The following is an 18,593-nucleotide window of genomic DNA, read 5'->3' as shown; positions in this document are numbered from 1 at the left end:
AACAATTTTTATTTGTTCGTATATTTATCAACGTTTTTTTTAAGATTATTTTTCTTATAGATTTTTTTCAAAAATTAGGATTCCTTTTTCAAAATCTATATAAAATTCATCATCTAAATTCAAAAAACATAAAAAAATAATATAAATTATAATATATTTAATAAAAAGTTTTATTTAATTAAAAAATTATATTATATATTAATAAGAATTTTATAAGATTATATTTTTTAGATTTTTAGATTTTTTTTTTATTATGCTTCTGATTTTTATAAACTTTTAAAATTTTTAATATTTTATCAAAAAGATTTAATTTATAATTATATTATATGATTACAATTTTTAGAGAATATAGGTGTTATGATTATGTATCAATATGAAGAAGATATGAATAAGATTTATGACTTGATGAGAGTTCATAATGACTGGATGAGAGACAGCGTTAACCTTATTGCAAGTGAAAATACCACAAGTAATGCTGTTACAACTGCAATGGCTTCTGATTTGGCTCACAGATATGCTGAAGGACAAGCTTACGAAAGATTATACCAAGGATGTACTTACATTGACCAAATTGAAGACATTACAAAACAATTATCATGTAAAGTTTACGACTGTAGCTATGCAAACGTTCAACCAGTTTCTGGAGTAACTGCAAACCTCGCTGCTTTCTTCGGTTTCGCTAAAGCTGGAGACAAGATGATTGCTATGAACATTCCTTTTGGAGGACACATTTCCCATGCAAATGTTAGTGCAGCAGGTATTAGAGGATTAAAAACTTTAGAACATCCTTTCAATCCAGAAGTAATGAACATTGATGTTGATGCATTGAATAAAATGATCTTGGAGGAAAAACCAAAAATCATTCTCTTTGGAGGAAGCTTATTCTTATTCCCACACCCTGTATCTGAAGTTGTAGATGCAGCTAACGAAGTGGGAGCAACCATTATGTACGATGGTGCTCACGTGCTTGGATTGATTGCAGGTAAACAATTCCAAGATCCTTTAAAAGAAGGAGCTGAAGTTCTTATGGGAAGTACCCACAAGACTTTCCCAGGTCCTCAAGGAGGAATCATCTTATCCGATAAGAAAAATGAAAAATTGATTGACAATGCTGTATTCCCTGGTGTAGTAAGTAACCACCACTTACACCATTTAGCTGGTTTAGGTATTGCTACCGCTGAAATGTTAGAGTTTGGTGAAGATTACGCTAAACAAACCATCAAAAACGCTAAAGCATTGGCTGGTGCTCTCGCTGAACAAGGATTCAATGTAATGTGTGAAGACTTAGGATACACTGAATCTCACCAAGTGGCTATGGATGTAAGAGATGTCAAAAGAGCTACCATCTTAGCTAAGGAATTAGAGCAAAACAACATCATTCTTAACAAAAACCTCATTCCTGGTGACAATGTAAATGACAGTGATGACCCATCTGGTATCAGAATCGGTACTCAAGAAATCACCAGAAGAGGAATGAAAGAAAATGAAATGGAAGAAGTAGCTGAATTTATCTGGAGAGTTGCTGAAGGTGACAAAGTAGACATCAAGGATGAAGTAACTGAATTCATGTCCGGGTACAGAACCATTCACTACGCTTTCACAGAAGAAGAAGGATACAAGTTCATTGAACATATATAATCCAAGCTTTTTGAGCCTTCGGCTCAAAAACCTTGACCAAAACTTTTTCCAAACTTTTAGAAAAAGTTTGATCAAAATATTTTCACTAGTTGGGAGTAACTTCTCTTAACTTTTATTTTTTCATTTTTTTAAATCTATTTTTTGGAGATATTTTATGAAAATAGGATGGGCTTTTACCGGTGCAGGACATTTGCTTAAGGAAAGCGTTGAAGCTATGGAAGAATTGGCTAAAGACAATGATTTGACTGTCTTTTTATCCCAAGCTTCTGAAGAAGTTTTAAAAATGTATGGGCTCTATGATAGGGTAGTTGCTGTAACCGGTGGAAGGTATAACGAACTTGCAAGCGATTCCAATCAAAAATTCAGCTTCCCAATTACTGGCAGGCTTTCACTTGGAAAATATGATTTGCTTATCGTATCACCTACTACTGCAAACACAGTTGCTAAGATAGTTCATGGAATTTCAGACACTCTTGTTACCAATGCTGTTGCACAAGCTGGAAAAGGCAGGGTAAGAACTCTTATGGTTCCTGTAGACATTGAACCAGGAGATGTTGAAACAATATTACCATCAAAGCTTGAAAAGACAAAATGCCAAAACTGTGATGAGTGTGAGGCAGCTTTAGCTTGTCCAAATGGTGCAATCATTCCTCACGCGGAAATTGATCTATTGAAATGCATTGGCTGTGGAACCTGTAATGACATTTGTCCATATGATGCGGTTTCAACAGGAAAAATCATAACTATGCATATGAGAGAAATAGATATTGAGAACACTCAAAAACTCCAAAAAATGGAGGGAATCGAGATTTTCGACACTCCTCAAAGTCTTTTGGATAGTTTAGATTTATAATTTCACTATCCATTAATTTTTATCCATTTAATTTTATTTTATATATTTTCTCTATTTCATCACCTATTTTTAACAATAATTAATTAAACTTCAACTCTCATTTTATTTCTATTTCATCACCTATTTTCAAGCAATCATTGAATTCTCTTCTATCAAATTCCACTATATATTTTGCTGGTTTTTTAGGAACATAACAATTCCATGGCTTCAATTCAGATATTTCGTAAACTGCATTGCTTTTGTCTATAAAAACTAGTACTATCTCAAATCTCATGAAAAAGCTATGGATTGAAGATCTTTCCTTCTTATTTATTTTCTCAGGAATTTCAAACAGTAGTGGAACTTTAGCATTTTTTTTAAACATCAGTCCCATTAAACGACTAAAAAAAGTATTGGCTATCTTAATCTCAGCAATTTTTTCATTTGAATTTTTAAGTGTAATTGACTTCAAATTTTTATCCGTTTCATTATTCTTATTTTCCAATATTTCTATCATAACTCTATTATTTTCTATTTATTTTGAATATTTATAAATATTTTCATTATTAAAATGTTTATTATACTTTAAAATCAATTTAACAAGTATATTGTTGTTTTTTAATTTCACCATTATATTACAATTATAATGTAATTATTATTTTTATAAATATTATTAATAATAAAGTTTATTTACATTCAAAATAAGAAATATATATCATAATAATATATATTCTATATATTTTGTTTCAATTTATTAAAATCATTAAGATAATCTATTTATCTTAAATTTTTATGATATTTACCATTTTAATAAATTTAAAAAATCACATTTATTAGGAGAATCGATATGCCGTTAAAAGAGGCAGATAAAAACTATGACTTTAAGAAAATAGAAGAAAAGGTCCAAAACTTTTGGGCAGATTCTGACATATATGAAAAGACTAATAAGCTACGAGCTAATGGTCCACAATATTCCTTTTTAGATGGGCCACCATATTGTAGTGGAAAAATCCATTTAGGTACTACCTGGAACAAGGTTATTAAGGATACCTTATTGCGTTACAAGTCCATGAATGGATTTAGCTTAAGAAGACAAGCTGGATGGGATACTCACGGATTGCCTATCGAACATAAGGTAGAGCAATTGTTAGGCATTGAATCCAAGCAGGAAATTGAGGAAAAATACGGCATTGACAACTTTATTGACAAATGTAAGGAATTTGCAATGGAAAATAAGGTTGCAATGACTGAACAGTTCAAAAGCTTGGGAGTTTGGATGGATTGGGATAACCCTTATATGACCTTGGATCCTAAATATATGGAATCCGCTTGGTGGACATTGAAGAAAACCCATGAAAAGAATTTGCTTACCCGTGACCAAAGGGTAATCAGCTGGTGTCCTCACTGTCAAACTGCACTTGCTGCAGCTGAAATTGACTATACTGAAGGAGATGACCCTTCCATTTATGTACGTTTCCCATTAAAGGAAAACTTCTTAACTGAAGAAAACTGTGATGATTTTGAAGCTTTAGCTGATTTAAGACAATCTTTCTTGGTATGGACAACCACTCCTTGGACACTTCCTGGAAACTTAGCTATTTGTTTAAATGAAGATTTCGATTATTCATTCGTTAAGGTAGATGAAAGATTAAATGAGAGTGAAGAAGAAATCCTCATCATAGCAAAAGAGCTCTTGGAAACTGTTTTAGGCCCAATTGAAGTTATTCACAAAAACAAATTGCCAAATCCTAAATACGATCCTGAAGATGAAGAGTCAAAAGAGAAAAAATACATCATAGAGGAAGAGAAAGAAGTGATGTATGAAATCATCAAGACTGTAAAAGGCTCAGAGCTTTTAGGTTTATCTTATGTTTATCCTTTAGCGGAGCAAGTACCTAAACAAATGGGAATTGAAGCTGAAAATAAATTGGTGCACACCACTTTCCATGGAGACCATGTTGAATTAGGTGAAGGTACCGGTTTTGTACACACTGCTCCTGGACACGGTCCTGAGGACTTCGAAATCGGTCAAAAAGTAGGACTTCCTATACACTGTCCAGTGGATGAAGCAGGATGTTTCACTGAAGAGGGTGGTATCTATGCTGAAGGCTTTACCAAAGACTTGAATGACACCATTATTGCTGATTTAATTGCTCAAGATTTAATGTTTAAGCATGATACAATCAACCACAGATACGGTGTCTGTTGGAGATGTAAGACTCCTATTATTTACTTAGCTACTGAACAATGGTTCATTAAAGTACCTGAAATCAAGGAAAAAATGCTCTCTGAAATTGATAGAGTGGAATGGGTGCCTAAATGGGCTGGTGAAGGAAGATTCCATGATTGGGTAGCTAATGCTAAGGACTGGACCATTTCAAGACAAAGATACTGGGGTATTCCAATACCTATTTGGATTTGTCCTGATTGTGGTGAAATCAAGGTAATCGGTTCAGTTGAAGAGCTTAAAAATGAATCAATCAATGAAATCACTGCAAGTGATGAAGATTTAGTACACAGACCTTATGTTGATGAGGTATTGATTAAATGTGATTGTGGTTGCGATTCACCAATGAAACGTATTCCTGATGTATTAGATGTATGGATTGACTCAGGAGTAGCAGGTTGGGCAGCTTTATACTACCCTCGTGAAGAGGAAATGTTTAATAAATGGTATCCTTATGACTTTATTTGTGAGGGACACGACCAAACCAGAGGATGGTTCTATTCCCAATTAGGAACTGGTGTAATCGCTTTGGACCAAGCTCCATATAACAAGGTTTTAATGCACGGATTCGTATTGGACGAAGAAGGTAAAAAGATGAGTAAATCCTTAGGTAATGTAGTTCAACCTGAGGAAGTAATTGAAAAGTATGGTGCAGATGTATTAAGATTCTACCTTTTATGGGCTTGCAAGCCATGGGATGACCTTAAGTTCGTATGGGATGAATTGAACAATGTCAAAAAGATGTTCAATATCTTCTGGAACGTATATGTGTTCTCAACCACTTATATGGCTCTTGACGAATTCGACCCTGCAAAATGCATAGTTGATGGTCCTGATGCAAATGTCACTTTAAGAAATGAGGACAAATGGATCTTGTCCCGTGTAAATTCACTTGCAAAAGAAGTGGGTGAAGCAATCAATGATGTGCACTTCCACTTAGCTACAAGAGCAATCAACAATTTCATTCTTGAAGACTTAAGCAGATGGTATGTGAGATTGATTAGAGGAAGAACCTGGGTGGAAAGCGATGACCCAGACAAATTAGGTGCATACTATTCACTTTACACTACACTTAATACCTTAATCCATTTAATGGCTCCAATTACTCCTCACTTATCTGAAGAGGTATATGAAAACTTGGTTAAAAACTTGAATGCTGAAGCTGTAGAAAGTATTCATATGGATGATTGGATGTATGACGAATCATTAATCGATAATGAACTCGAAGCTAAGATGGATAATGTTAGAGATGTCATCGAAGCATCTGCAAGAGCTAGAGATGTTGCAAGATACAAATTAAGATGGCCTGTAAGTGACATCACTGTTGTATCACAGGATGATGAAGTCTTGGAAAGCATATCCTCACTTGAAGATATTATTAAAGATCAATCCAATACAAAAGAGGTTATTACAGCTACTGAATTTGAAAACCTTACATTTATTGCAAAACCTAATCTCAAAACCTTAGGTCCAAGACTTAAGGGAGATATGGGAATTGTACAAAAATTCTTCGCACAAGCTAAAGCAGATGGAACAGGAAATTCCATTAAGGATAGCTTAGATTCTACTGGCAAGTATGTTGTCAGAGGAGAAGATAGGGAAGGCATTTTAAAAGAAATTGAACTCTCTGCAGATGATGTTCTTTATGAAACTGAGCTTCCTGACGATGTTGTAAGTGCAGAATTTGCTGGAGGAAACGTATTCGTAAATACTAAAATCACTCCAGAAATCTTATCTGAAGCTATGGCTCGTGAACTTATTAGAAGAATCCAAGACATGAGAAAGGACATGGACTTGGATGTTGAGGCTAATGTCGGTGTTATGGTCAATACCAATGCTGAATTCAAGGAATTGGTTGAAAAGCAGTCTGATTTAATAAGTGAAGAGGTAAGAGCTAAGTCACTTGTAATATTTGATGGTGAAGCTTGTGAAGTATGTACACTTAAAGGTACAGAAGAGAATGTGGATGAGGATATTTCCGTTGAATATTCAAAAGAATGGATTATTGAAGATAACAAAGTGATAATTTCTGTTGTTAAACTTATCTAAGGTGTTTTTATGACTTTAACAGATTCTGAAGTAAAATATATTGAAGGAATTCTTGGAAGAGAAATGAACGAATTGGAAGAGGGAATGTTAGATGTAATGTTCTCTGAGCACTGTTCATATAAAAGTAGTAGGCCAATTTTAAAATTGTTCCCTACTGAAGGAGAAAACATAGTTTTAGGGCCTGGAGATGATGCAGGTCTTGTATCCATTACAGATGAATATGCTCTTGCTGTAGGTATGGAAAGTCATAATCATCCTTCAGCTATTGAGCCTTATGGTGGAGCAGGAACTGGTATTGGAGGAATATTGAGAGACATTATCTCTATGGGTGCAATGCCAATTGCACTTCTGGATAGTTTACGTTTCGGCCCACTTGAAGACCAAAAGTCCAGATACTTGTTTGAGCATGTTGTTGAAGGAATATCTGACTATGGTAATAGGGTAGGTGTTCCAACTGTTGCTGGTGAGATTGAATTTGATGAGTCCTTCAGAACCAACCCTCTTGTAAACGTATTGTGTGCAGGGCTTGTTAAAAAGGACGAAATCGTAATGGCAGTTGCTCCAAATATTGGAGATGTTTTCTTGCTTATGGGTGGAACCACTGGTAGAGATGGTATTCATGGAGTAACCTTTGCATCTGAGGAGTTAACTTCCAACTCTGAAACCGAAGACCGTCCTGCTGTGCAAGTTGCAGACCCATTCACTAAAAAGAGAGTGCTTGAAGCTTCACTTGAAATCCTTGAAAAAATCGATTGTTCCGGTGTAAAGGATTTAGGTGGTGGAGGTCTTACCTGCTGTGTTTCAGAACTTGTGGACAAGTCTGGAAACGGTGCAGTTGTAGACCTTAGGGCTATTCCTCTTCGTGAAGAGGGAATGACCCCTTATGAAATTATGCTTTCAGAATCACAAGAACGTATGATTTTTGTCATCAACCCTAAAGATGTTGAATTGGCTCAAGCTATCTGTGACAAGCATGAGATTCCATCTGCAGTGATCGGTGAAGTTACTGATGGAAACCATATGCTTGTAAAGGATTTCGATGCAGAAGTGGAACTCCAAACATTATGTGATGTTCCAACTATTCTTTTAGCGGATCCACCTTCACTTGATAGGGAAATGAGAGAACCTGCTAAACCAACCGATTTGGTTGAAGTGGTTGATGGTCCAATAGATGAATCATTGATTAAAGTATTGTCCTCCCCTAACATTGCAAGCAAGGAATGGGTTTACAAGCAATATGACCATGAAGTTCAAACCAGAACTGTAGTAAAACCTGGTGATGATGCAGCTGTATTGCAAATTGATGATGAAACCGCTGTTGCAATTACTGCTGATTCCAATACAATCCACACTAAATTGGCTCCATACGATGGTGGAGCAGGAAGTGTTGCAGAAGCAATCCGTAATGTAGTTTCAATGGGTGCTAAACCTTATGCTGTTGTAGATTGTCTAAACTTCGGTAACCCTGAAACTCCTGAAATCCTCTGGCAATTCAAGGAGTGCATTAAGGGAATGTCTGACATTGCAAGGAAATTCGAAGCTCCTGTAATCAGTGGAAATGTAAGTTTCTACAATGAAACAGAAGGTATTAAAATCAACCCAACCCCTTCAGTAGGGGTAATCGGTGTTGAAAAGCTTTCAAGCATCAGAACACTTCCATTCAAGGAAGAAGGGGATAAAATCATCATTATCGGTAAAACCTATGATGAAGTTGAAGGTTCCGAATACCACAGAGCTGTACATTCTCTTGAACAAGGGGATGCTCCTAAAATCAGAATCGATGATGAATTGGCATCTGCAAACACCATTCTTGACTTAATTGAAAATGATGGGGATTATGTAAAATTCCTTGAAGGCGAAGATGAACTTGCAATAACCGCTACCCACGATGTCTCTGCTGGTGGAATAGCTATTGCTTTATCTGAAATGGCTATGAGCGGCAAACTTGGTTGTGAAGTTGACATTAGCAAGGTTCCAGCTGAAGAGGGCATCAGTGACAATAACTTGTTGTTCTCTGAATCCCATGCAAGATTTATCATAACCGTAAGTGCTGATAAGGCAGATGAAATACTCGATTCCATTGATGTGGATGCTGCAATTATCGGTGAAGTCAAGGGAGATTCATTAGTCATTAAGAAAGATGATGAAACCATTGTAGATTTAGCTGTAGCTGACTTGGATGATGCTTATCATGGTGTCATTGAAAAGTACATGGCTTAATTTATAATATTTATCATTTCTTTTATTTTTTTATTAAAAATTTAATCTTATTTATTTTATTAGTTTATTTATTAGTTTATTAATTTATTTTATGGACGATAATATGAAGTTTATATCAAATTTAATTCCATTGGAAGACGCTTTAGCTAAAATTGATGAGAATCAAAAGCTTATGGATACAGAAAAGATACATTTAAAAGATTCTCAAGGTAGAGTTTTAGCTCATTCCATTTCCTCTTATCACAATTCCCCTCCATTTGACAAATCTGCTATGGATGGATATGCTGTGATTGCAGAGGACACCTTTGGAGCTTCCAATAATGTCATTAAAGAATTAAAGATCATTGATAGGATTGGAGCAGGGGATTTTTCAGATAAAACCTTATCCAATGGTGAAGCTATTGTTATAGCAACCGGTGCACCTATTCCGGATGGCGCAAATGCTGTTTTAATGAAGGAATTCACCTATGAAGATGGTGATAATTTAGAGATTCATTCACAAGTGACTCCTGGTGAAAACATTTCTCCAAAGGCTGAAGACATTGCTGAAGGAGATGAATTGTTAGGTGAAAATGTTTTAATCAGACCACAGGAGATGGGATTGATTGCTTCAGCAGGTCACAGTGAAGTTGAAGTTTACAAAAAGCCAAGAGTTAAATTGCTAATAACAGGTAATGAATTGGTTGAACCTTCTCCAGAGCTTGATAAGGCTAAAATAATTAATTCCAATCAATTCAGCATTGCTGCATTGATTAGAAGTGCAGGAGCTATTGTGGATATAGGACATGGTGCAGATGACTTTGATGCAGTTAAGGAAGCTATTGATAAAGCAACTAATGAATATGATGTAGTCATCACCACTGGAGGAACAGCTATCAGTAAAGGTGATGTGGTTGTTGAAGCTGTAGAGGAATTAGGCGAAGTCCTATTCCACGGTGTTGCAATGAGGCCAGGCAAACCTGTAGGTGCTGGTATAGTAAATGGCACACAAGTATTCATGCTTTCAGGTCAACCAGTAGCTGCTATGGGTCAGTTTGATATAATTGCAAGGCATTACCTATTTAAAATGCAAGGACTCGATTATTCCCATAAAGTGATTAATAGGGTATCCAAAACCAAAATACCCTCCTCTCTTGGAAGAACAGATTATATTCGTGCAGTAGCTGATGACACTGGCGTTCATCATGTATTGAATAGAGGTTCTGGTATCATCAGATCAATGGTAGAGGCAAATTGTTACATTATCATTGATGAAAACCATGAGGGAATTGAAAAAGGAGATGAAGTTGACTTGATCTTCTTCAATGATATGGCATGGCCTAGCCTTTAGAGATTTAAAATTTAATTTTTTTAAATAATCTTATATTTTTTATATTTTAAAAAAAGAATTTAGATAAGAATTATAAACCTTATCTTTGCTATTTTTAGGATTTATTGTTTATTTAATTTTTTTATTTCTTTATTTTTTATTTTAATAGATTCTAATTAATCTATTTTTGATTATCTCTAAGTTAACGACTTCTTTTTCCTAATCTATAGAATAAGTAGTAGGCAAAGTAGTCATCATGATTATTTCTGCTGTTCAAGCTTCCTTGAGCATATCCATTATTATAACCTTGGTCATAGGCAGATTGCTCTTCAGCTTCTTTTTGCTCTTCAATATACTCATCTTGAAGATTGTTTAACTTTTCATTGAATTTTTCTTTAGTGAACTTTGATTTAGGACTAAAGGAAACAATCTTCTTCATTGTATCATTAACATCGTTTCCATCATAGCTCAATGCATAGAATGTCTTGTTTGATTCAAAGTAGAGATAGGTTACGTCATGGTCAACTATGCTTCTATGGCTGTAATAGGCAACTGCATGATGGCCGTCAATTTCCATCTCTTCAACGTCATAAAGTTCATCAAGTGTGGATTCGTATCCATAGTTGTTTTTAAGGGACTTGTCATCTTCCAAAGCTACAAGCCCAAATGTGAATACATTTGTCTTAACATAGTTTCCTCCAGATTCGCTTCCTCCCCCATACTCTGGAGGAATCTGAAAATTGGTGTTGTATACAGTTATATTCACCCAATCTGAAGTGTCCACATCACTTTTTTCAGCACTTGTTGCGCTAATGGCCAAAAGCGCTATAATCCCAATTACACATGTTAAAAAAATTATTTTTTTATTCATGTTTTATTCTATTCTCTTCATGTCTTTTAAAAATTTCTAAAATGAGTACTTTTTTATATTATGAAAACTTAATAATATTATTCAAATAAATAAAAATTTATTCAAAAAATCTTATTAAAGAATAATTTTTTATAATATTTTAAACTTTTAAAAATCTTTATTGTGTTATTATGAACGGTATATATTATTATGTGATAGCTTTCATTCTCATATGGACTATTGCAATTGTATTTAAAAACCAGCTTACAGACCATGGAGTTGAAGTTAATTTTCCTATTTTGATGTGGAGAACACAAAGGTTAAGAGGTTTTATAGATAGATTGGCCAATCGTGCTCCAAGATTTTGGAAATGGTACATGAATTTAGGAATCGTTATCTCAACCGGATTCATGATTTTAATGGCTGGTGCCTTGGTCTATTCATTAAAGACATTGGTGGATGCTCCTACAGTTAGTTTAGTCGTTCCAGGAGTTGAAGTCCCAGGCTCCCCTATATTCATTCCATTGCTTGCTGGACTTATTGCTATTGCAACAGTTCTGATAGTTCATGAATTCAGTCACGGAATCTTATCAAGAGTGGAAAAAATCAATATAAATTCAATAGGGCTCTTGTTGTTTGCGATTATTCCCGGGGCTTTTGTAGAACCTGATGAAGAGGAATTGAATGAATTAAGCCGCCCAGCCAAGATGAGAATTTATGTAGCAGGGTCTATGGCAAATTTAACCTTAGCAGCTATTGCAATGATTATCATGATGGTCATTTCTTCATTTATCGTGCCTATGGTGTTTGAAGATGATGGGGTTGTCATTAACAGATTGACTTCAGATGGAAATGCCATTAATCATATGTCTGAAGGGATGGTAATCAGATCAATAAATAATCTCACTGTAAATGACATGGCGTCTTTTCAGAAAGCTACAAATACCTTAAAGCCAAATGAAACGGTTAATATTCACACGGATCAAGGAGATTACAGTTTCCAATTGAAATCAAATCCTATGAACAGATCCTTAGGCTTTATGGGAGTCCAAGTCAATACAAACAACGTTATTGCAGATGGCTTTGACAATCAGTTCTACACTCCTTTATTATGGATTTTAATGCCTTTAAGTGAGTTATTGTTTTGGATTTATTTCCTGAATTTTGCTATCGGCACTTTCAACTTGCTTCCAATGAAACCTTTGGATGGAGGTCATTTGCTTGAAAATCTCTTGTCCTACATAATGCCTGAAAGCGCTTATAAGCCAATTGTAACATTCATGTCTTTCTTTATGGGAATAATTATTGTGGTTAGTCTGGTTGTCGGAGTGGTTGGACCCCCATTCTAATGTAATTATCATTTTTATTTCCATTTATTTTTTCAGTGGTAATTTTGTTCGTATTCTATCAAACCAAAACTTTATATATGTAGAAAAACATATAAATAGATGTTTAAGCATTTACGAACTAATATTACTTTAGTTAAGAAAATATGCTGAAATGTAATACATAAGATTTTATGTATTAAGATTATTCAATTAAATATTTTGAGGAATTGAAATGAAAGCAAAAGCACAAAAAATAGGTGATGGAGTATACTGGATTGGTGTACTTGACTGGGACTTAAGATCTTACCACGGATACACTTTAGATGGAACCACTTACAATGCTTACATTGTATTTGGTGAAAAAGTAGCTATTATTGATAACGCATATCCTGGAAAAACTGAAGAAATGATGGCTCGTATCGAAGACGCATTTGAACAAGAAGGTAGAGAAATGAAAGTAGACTACATCGTTCAAAACCACGTAGAAAAAGATCACAGTGGTGTCTTATACGACTTATGGAAAAAATTCGACGCACCAATTTACTGCAGTAAGATCGCTCAAGGCGGATTACTCAGACACTACCCTAAATTAGAAGGTGCAGATTTCAACATCGTAGGAACTGGAGATGCACTTGACTTAGGCGGTAAAACCTTAGCATTCTTAGATGCTTTCTTGCTTCACTGGCCTGACAGCATGTTCACCTTACTTGCAGAAGATGGAATCTTATTCCCTAACGATGCATTCGGTCAACACTTATGTTTCGCTAAAAGATTTGACACTGACATTCCAGAAGTTGTACTTATGGATGCAGCACAAAAGTTCTACGGTAACTTAATTACCCCATTATCTAAAAAAGTACTTAATAAATTTGATGAAATCATTGAATTAGGCCTTTTAGAACAAGTTAAAATGATTGCTCCTTCTCACGGTCAAATCTGGACTGACCCAATGAAAATCATCGGTGCTTACAGTGACTGGGCAACCGGTAAGAGAGCAGAAGACAAAGTAACCATTGTTTACGATACCATGCACTACTCTACCCAAAAAATGGCTCACGAAGTTGCTGAAGGAATCATTGCAGAAGGATACGATGTGGAAATGTACTTCTTGCATGAAGATGAAAGAAGTGAAATCGTAAAAAGCATCTTAACCAGTAAGGCAGTTGCTTTTGGTATTCCAACCATCAACGATTTCCCATTCCCAAGCATTGGTGACATCATTTACTACTTGAAAGGTCTCCACTTCAACAGAACTGGATTCAAAAGACCTGCTGTTACCTTCGGTTCCATGGGAGGAAGAGGTGGAGCTGTAGAATTCATCGCAAACGAACTCACTGAATGTGGATTCGAAGTTCTCGACCAACAGGAAATCTACTACGTACCTGATGGAGAAGACGATGACACCAGCTTCAAATTAGGTCAAAAATTAGTTGAAGAAGCTAAAAAATTAGAACTTTAATTTCAGATCTTGATGATTTGAATTAAGTATTTGTAAGAAATATTAATTATTGTAAAAAATTTTTAAATTCATTTCTTATGAATACACTTTTTTATTTATTTTCAAAACTCTCTTAACATATGTTATTTTTTTAAATTTGTTCGTATTTTTTCCCTATTTTGGATATTTTATAACGAATGTTCGTATTTTTTAGTAAAAAACCACATAATTTTTAAAAACTATTCGTACTAAAATCTAAGATAATAAAACATTTTGTAAACATAAGAACAAGTATATATGTAAGAAAGTTTATACTATAATTATCAAACAATTTTTGTTTATACTGTTTAAGATTTTTTATAAATCTTAAAAAATTTTATACAGAATTATATAATATTAAAGATTTTTATTTTTTGAGGGTTTATTATGGAAAATGAAGAAAAGACTATCAGACCAAAAGCAATTCAAATTTTTGCAAAGGCTCCTGGTGAGCTTGGTGTAAAGGTAGTTAAAAGTCCAGTGAAATTAACAATTCTTTCAATGTTGAAAGACACTGATATGGAATTTGACGAAATTGTTAAAAACACTGGAAAATCCAAATCTACCATTTCCGTTCATTTGAAATCATTAAGGGAAGATGGAATCGTAAGTTACAGATTCGATGCAAACGATCACAGAAAGAAAATCTTCTTCATCAATTCAAAATTCTTAGGTGAAGTCCAATCAGGAGATGAAAAGGAATTGGAAGAAAGACAAGCTGAATTCTTGGTTAAAAATATCATGGATGTAGACAACTTCAAGTTCTCTTTCCTATTGTTCCATACCTTGAGATCTAACTTAATTCAAGAAGGAATCAACATAAACCCTGTATTAAACCAATCAGGTAAGAATATTGGAGCAGCAATGTATGAAAAGCTTTATGAAGAAGACATCAACAAGTTCTGTAACAATATCATTCAATTCTGGGATGACAATGGTTTAGGCAAACTCGAAATAGAATTGGGAGATATCATTAACATTACTGCTTATGAATGTTTCGAATGCAGTTTGCTTCCTAAAAAAGGTAAACCAACCTGTTACTTAGATGCAGGTATTTTTGAAGCATTATTCTCAAACTATCTTAAAAAGGATGTTGACGTAACTGAAGTTAAATGTTTCACCATGGGTGATGACTGCTGCAATTTTTTAGTGGAATCCCCAGATGGGGAAGCTTTCGCTTTCTAAATAATTAATTTTTTAATTAATTATTATTTTTTTATTTTTTTCATTCAGTTTACATTTTTCTGCTGTTTTTATTTTTTCATTTTATTTTTTCTATTTTCACTGATTCTTCTATTTTAATTATAATTTTTCGATTTGATTGGAATATTGCATTTAAAAACAGATATAACAACTTAAAATCAATTTTTTATAATAAATATTACCTTTCACTCGCTCTTTCTAAAACCTTTTTATATAACTTAATCCTAATATAATTGTAATGTCAGACTCATTATTTTGTCCCAATTGTGGGATGCTTAAGAAAAATTGCGTATGTGGAAAATACGTTGCAGATAGAACAAAAAAGCCTTATGTGAAAAAGGAAAAGAAGAAAGGGGGCACTTTTTTCAGTAATCCTAATAATTCCAAAAGCTCTTCTTCAAGCAATAAAAAATCTACAGGTGCTAAAGGGATTTATCAATATGAAAATCGTAAACCTCTAACTGTTAGTGAGGATTTGGATGTTCCTAATGCAGAGATTTATGATATTGCAGAGCATGATCTTCCTCAAGATGTTATTGATAAATTAAAAGAGGAATATCCTGAAATTCCAGAACAGATAATCGAGAATTTTCCATTTGAACAGCCAAGGGAAGGCCAACTGGAGATTATTGCAGATATTGAAGAGGCAATTTCAAAAGGATACAAATACATCATCTTGGAAGCAGGTACCGGAACAGGAAAATCAGCTATTGCCTCCACATTGGCCCGTATGTATGAATCTGCATATATTTTGACAATGACAAAGCAGCTTCAAAAGCAATATGCAGATGAGTTTGATTTTCCTCTTGTAAAGGGAAGAGGCAACTTTGACTGTTTAAAGGATGGATTTGAAGTTACCTGTGATATGGGGGCTTGTAAAACAGCACCAAAATCCTCTAAGTTCTTCTGTCCTTATGGAATAAGCAAAAATCCAACATTAACTGGAGAATTGGCTTTCCAGGATTCCTTTGGAAGTGATGTCTTCTTCCAAACAACTGATCACTGTAAATACTGGCAACAAAAGGCAAATGCAATCAATTCCCCAATAACCTTGATGAATTATGACTATGCCATATTGGAATTGAATTATGTAAAGCACTTCGGAAAAAGAAGCCTATTGATTCTTGACGAGGCACATAACATTGAAGACAAGTTAATGAGAACAATGGAGATTAATTTATACAATCGCCAGCTTGAAAAGGACATCAAGAAAGTCATAAGTCCGCAAACTCTGAAAAGTGCTGAAAAAGGCGAATGGATAATGGAAATTGATGCAATTCAAGGCCATTACTCAGATATTGAAATAAAGGATTTGCCAACTAATAATGCAGATAGGATCAACTCCACTATAAGAAAATTAAAGGCTCTTAAAACAAATCTTGAAAAGGAACCGGGAAATTGGGTGATTGATGCAGATGAGCATGGGGTATCATTCAAGCCACTAAGAGTAAATCATTATGCTGAAGATTATCTATTCAAGCATGGTGATGTTGTAATCTTCTTAAGCGCTACAATATTATCTCATAAAATGTTTTCAAAATGGTTAGGGCTCGATCCTCGTGACGTTTATCATATTCAAGTTGATAGTCCCTTCTCTGTTGAAAAAAGGCCAATTGAATTGAATTTAGCTGGAAAGATGTCTAAAAATAGAGTAAAGCAATCTGCTCCAAAATCCATTGAAATAATGCAGAAAATATTGAAAAGGCATGAAGGGGAAAAGGGTTTGATCCATACCCACAGCTATAAGTGCCAACAGTACATCATCAATAACCTATACAACAACAGATTGATTGCACATGGAACCAACAATAGGGAAAGGGTCTTGCAATTCTTTGAAGAGGATGAAAATCCATTGGTTCTTGTTAGCCCATCCATGAGTGAAGGGGTTGACTTGCCTTATGACAAATGCAGATTCCAGATAATCTATAAGATACCGTTCCCATACCTTGGTGATAAGCAAATCAATATGAGAATGAAAAAGGACCAAAGATGGTATGCATATAAGACTGCAATGACTTTAGTGCAGACTTATGGTAGAGGAATGAGAGCAGATGACGATTCATGTGTAACTTATATCCTTGATTCAGATATCCAAATGCTCCTTAAAAGTCCATTGTACAAGTCATTGATTCCGGATTTCTTTAAGGAAGCTATTGTAATCAATGATGATAAAATAATATGATTTTCTCTTTTTTAAGTGATAATATGGTATTAAGAGAAGAAATTGAAATTGAAGGAATTCCTATAATTCTAGAGAGGAAGAATATAAAGAACCTATACCTTCGAATCAAGCCTGATGGCACTGTTAAGGTTTCTTCTCCAATGAGTTTATCCGATGAAGCCATAACTGATTTTGTATTGTCAAGAATAGATTGGATTAAGGATACAAGGGCAAGGATGCTTGAAAACCCATCAAAACCTAAAGTGAAATATAAGGATGGGGAAACCCACTATATTTGGGGGGAGCCATACACTCTTCAATTAATTAGCAATGAAGATGCTAAAAAAGCTTTTTATGACAGTGATAAGTCAATAATTTATCTTCCAGTTCCTAAAAGGTCCAATATAAAGCAAAGAGAAAAGATATTATTTGAACTTTATAGGGATGAAATGAACAGAAATCTGGACTATTTCCTTGAAAAGTGCACTTATTTTGTTGGAAAGGAACCAAAGGAAGTTAAAATCAGAAACATGAAGAATTGGGGAAACTGCAGGAAGGATAAGAGAGTTACCTTAAACATAAAATTGGCTAAAAAACCGCCAATCTGCACAGAATACGTATTGATTCATGAATTGTGCCACTTGATTGAATTCAATCATGGGCCAAGATTCAAGGCACTTATGGACAATTTCTGTCCAAACTGGAGAGAGATAAAGAAATTGTTGAATGAAGAGCAATAATTGAAAAATAGAAAGAGAACATTTATATAAACCAATACTATTAAAAGTATAAAGAATTTGGGTGATATGATGGAAGTATTAGGTTATAAACTAATAAAAATAGACAGTACTCATTATGATGCAACAGTACTTGCCAGATATGAAAAATTGGAAGATATTCTAGAGGCATGTATAGAAAAAGGATTAGACATTGTATTCTTTAATGAGGGAAAGTTGATTTTAGAATCAATAGAATAATTAATTTGACTTTCTATGGTTTCTTATATTATTTTTTTTTAATATTTTTTAAAAATAGCTATTTTTTTTTTAAACGGACCTAGGGGGATTTGAACCCCCGACCTTGGGATCCGAAGTCCCATGTCATAATCCTGACTAGACTATAGGCCCAAAAGAAACAGTTTATTATTTCATTTTAGATTAATAATTTGATTTATTCAATAACATTATTAATCTACTATATTAGTTTATTTATTATCTTTTTTAAAATTTTAGTTTTTATTAACAATAAATTTTTATTTTTAGTTAAAAATATTAATTATATTAAATAAAAATAGTGTTA

Annotated in this window: 13 protein-coding genes and 1 tRNA gene; 11 read left to right on the top strand and 3 right to left on the bottom strand. The window is 34.1% G+C overall.

The features are described 5' to 3' along the window. The first annotated feature begins 363 nt into the window (after positions 1 to 363). Positions 364 to 1,638 carry a serine hydroxymethyltransferase gene (glyA, locus tag VW161_RS00900; RefSeq protein ID WP_304103167.1) on the top strand — a complete coding sequence of 425 codons (1,275 nt, stop codon included), beginning with the start codon at positions 364 to 366 and terminating at the stop codon, positions 1,636 to 1,638. A 154-nt stretch (positions 1,639 to 1,792) separates the two neighbouring features. Next, positions 1,793 to 2,491 carry a dihydromethanopterin reductase (acceptor) gene (locus VW161_RS00895; RefSeq protein WP_304087403.1) on the top strand — a complete coding sequence of 233 codons (699 nt, stop codon included), beginning with the start codon at positions 1,793 to 1,795 and terminating at the stop codon, positions 2,489 to 2,491. 97 nt (positions 2,492 to 2,588) lie between these two features. Here VW161_RS00895 and VW161_RS00890 read toward each other — a convergent pair whose 3' ends face one another. After that, positions 2,589 to 2,987 carry a DUF192 domain-containing protein gene (locus VW161_RS00890; RefSeq protein ID WP_304087405.1) on the bottom strand — a complete coding sequence of 133 codons (399 nt, stop codon included), beginning with the start codon at positions 2,985 to 2,987 and terminating at the stop codon, positions 2,589 to 2,591. Positions 2,988 to 3,317: 330 nt separating this feature from the next. Between VW161_RS00890 and ileS the strand changes: the two genes are divergently transcribed. The 3 genes from ileS (at position 3,318) to VW161_RS00875 (ending at position 10,296) form a co-directional block, all read left to right on the top strand. Further along, positions 3,318 to 6,746: an isoleucine--tRNA ligase gene (gene ileS / locus VW161_RS00885; protein ID WP_325192637.1), complete on the top strand. Its 3,429-nt coding sequence runs from the start codon at positions 3,318 to 3,320 to the stop codon at positions 6,744 to 6,746. Between the two features lie 9 nt (positions 6,747 to 6,755). Beyond that, positions 6,756 to 8,966 carry a phosphoribosylformylglycinamidine synthase subunit PurL gene (purL, locus tag VW161_RS00880; protein WP_304087409.1) on the top strand — a complete coding sequence of 737 codons (2,211 nt, stop codon included), beginning with the start codon at positions 6,756 to 6,758 and terminating at the stop codon, positions 8,964 to 8,966. A 103-nt stretch (positions 8,967 to 9,069) separates the two neighbouring features. Continuing rightward, positions 9,070 to 10,296, top strand: coding sequence for a molybdopterin molybdotransferase MoeA (locus VW161_RS00875; protein WP_304087411.1), 1,227 nt, complete (start codon positions 9,070 to 9,072; stop codon positions 10,294 to 10,296). Positions 10,297 to 10,477: 181 nt separating this feature from the next. Here the strand turns inward: VW161_RS00875 and VW161_RS00870 are convergent, their stop codons facing one another. Next, positions 10,478 to 11,146, bottom strand: coding sequence for a hypothetical protein (locus VW161_RS00870; RefSeq protein ID WP_304087414.1), 669 nt, complete (start codon positions 11,144 to 11,146; stop codon positions 10,478 to 10,480). Between the two features lie 170 nt (positions 11,147 to 11,316). Here VW161_RS00870 and VW161_RS00865 point away from each other — a divergent pair, with 170 nt between their 5' ends. The 6 genes from VW161_RS00865 (at position 11,317) to VW161_RS00840 (ending at position 18,271) form a co-directional block, all read left to right on the top strand. Then, on the top strand, positions 11,317 to 12,474 hold the full coding sequence (locus VW161_RS00865) for a site-2 protease family protein (protein ID WP_304087416.1): 1,158 nt from the start codon (positions 11,317 to 11,319) through the stop codon (positions 12,472 to 12,474). A 211-nt stretch (positions 12,475 to 12,685) separates the two neighbouring features. Further along, positions 12,686 to 13,912, top strand: coding sequence for an FprA family A-type flavoprotein (locus tag VW161_RS00860; RefSeq protein ID WP_304087418.1), 1,227 nt, complete (start codon positions 12,686 to 12,688; stop codon positions 13,910 to 13,912). A 405-nt stretch (positions 13,913 to 14,317) separates the two neighbouring features. After that, complete coding sequence (locus VW161_RS00855; protein ID WP_304087421.1) at positions 14,318 to 15,115, top strand: V4R domain-containing protein; 798 nt, start codon at positions 14,318 to 14,320, stop codon at positions 15,113 to 15,115. A gap of 256 nt (positions 15,116 to 15,371) precedes the next feature. Beyond that, positions 15,372 to 17,315, top strand: coding sequence for a helicase C-terminal domain-containing protein (locus tag VW161_RS00850; RefSeq protein ID WP_304093487.1), 1,944 nt, complete (start codon positions 15,372 to 15,374; stop codon positions 17,313 to 17,315). Positions 17,316 to 17,338: 23 nt separating this feature from the next. Continuing rightward, a complete protein-coding gene (locus VW161_RS00845) occupies positions 17,339 to 18,034 on the top strand; it encodes a M48 family metallopeptidase (RefSeq protein ID WP_304087425.1) in 696 nt (231 codons plus the stop codon). Positions 18,035 to 18,103: 69 nt separating this feature from the next. Continuing rightward, positions 18,104 to 18,271 carry a hypothetical protein gene (locus tag VW161_RS00840; protein WP_304087427.1) on the top strand — a complete coding sequence of 56 codons (168 nt, stop codon included), beginning with the start codon at positions 18,104 to 18,106 and terminating at the stop codon, positions 18,269 to 18,271. Positions 18,272 to 18,345: 74 nt separating this feature from the next. Here the strand turns inward: VW161_RS00840 and VW161_RS00835 are convergent. Beyond that, positions 18,346 to 18,421: transfer RNA gene (locus VW161_RS00835), tRNA-Arg, on the bottom strand. Between the last annotated feature and the right edge of the window lie 172 nt (positions 18,422 to 18,593).

Origin of the sequence: Methanobrevibacter ruminantium, assembly GCF_016294135.1 — an archaeon.
GTDB lineage: Archaea > Methanobacteriota > Methanobacteria > Methanobacteriales > Methanobacteriaceae > Methanobrevibacter > Methanobrevibacter ruminantium_A.
The sequence above is the reverse complement of the archived record's forward strand: the minus strand, read 5'-3'. Positions and strand labels throughout refer to the sequence as shown.